Origin of the sequence: Duganella hordei (assembly GCF_040369125.1) — a bacterium.
Lineage (GTDB): Bacteria > Pseudomonadota > Gammaproteobacteria > Burkholderiales > Burkholderiaceae_D > Rugamonas > Rugamonas hordei.
The window spans coordinates 1-1,010 of the sequence record NZ_BPWI01000050.1; the positions used below are offsets into that span (position 1 = coordinate 1).

Here is a 1,010-nt window from a genome sequence, read left to right on the forward strand (position 1 = left end):
TACGACCAGATCGATGCTGCTCCAGAAGAAAAAGCACGCGGCATCACCATCAACACCGCGCACGTCGAGTACGAAACCGCCGGCCGTCACTACGCTCACGTTGACTGCCCAGGCCACGCCGACTACATCAAGAACATGATCACCGGCGCAGCGCAGATGGACGGCGCGATCCTGGTTTGCTCCGCAGCCGACGGCCCTATGCCGCAGACCCGCGAGCACATCCTGCTGGCCCGTCAGGTTGGCGTTCCATACATCATCGTGTTCCTGAACAAGTGCGACCTGGTCGACGACGCGGAACTGCTGGAACTGGTCGAAATGGAAGTTCGTGAATTGCTGTCGAAATACGAATTCCCGGGCGACGACGTGCCTATCATCAAAGGTTCGGCCCGTATGGCGCTGGACGGCAAAGAAGGCGAAATGGGCGTTGACTCGATCATGCGTCTGGCCGATGCGCTGGATTCGTACATCCCTACGCCAGAGCGCGCAGTGGACGGCGCCTTCCTGATGCCAGTGGAAGACGTGTTCTCGATCTCGGGTCGCGGTACCGTTGTGACCGGTCGTATCGAGCGCGGCATCATCAAGGTCGGCGAAGAGATCGAAATCGTCGGCATCAAAGATACCGTCAAGACCACTTGCACCGGCGTGGAAATGTTCCGCAAGCTGCTGGACCAGGGTCAAGCCGGCGACAACGTCGGTCTGCTGCTGCGCGGCACCAAGCGTGAGGACGTGGAGCGTGGCCAGGTTCTGGCCAAGCCAGGTTCGATCAAGCCGCACAACCACTTCACCGGCGAGATCTATGTCCTGTCGAAAGACGAAGGCGGCCGTCACACCCCGTTCTTCAACAACTATCGTCCACAGTTCTACTTCCGTACGACTGACGTGACCGGTTCGATCGAACTGCCAGCGGACAAAGAAATGGTTATGCCAGGCGATAACGTGTCGATCACCGTCAAGCTGATCAACCCGATCGCGATGGAAGAAGGTCTGCGCTTCGCAATCCGCGAAGGCGG

At 59.0% G+C, this 1,010-nt stretch carries 1 protein-coding gene; it reads left to right on the forward strand.

Going from position 1 to position 1,010, the window contains the following annotated elements; genetic code table 11:
- The coding region (tuf, locus tag ABWW33_RS32970) for an elongation factor Tu (RefSeq protein ID WP_353405621.1) at positions 1 to 1,010 on the forward strand (1,010 nt) is incomplete at both ends.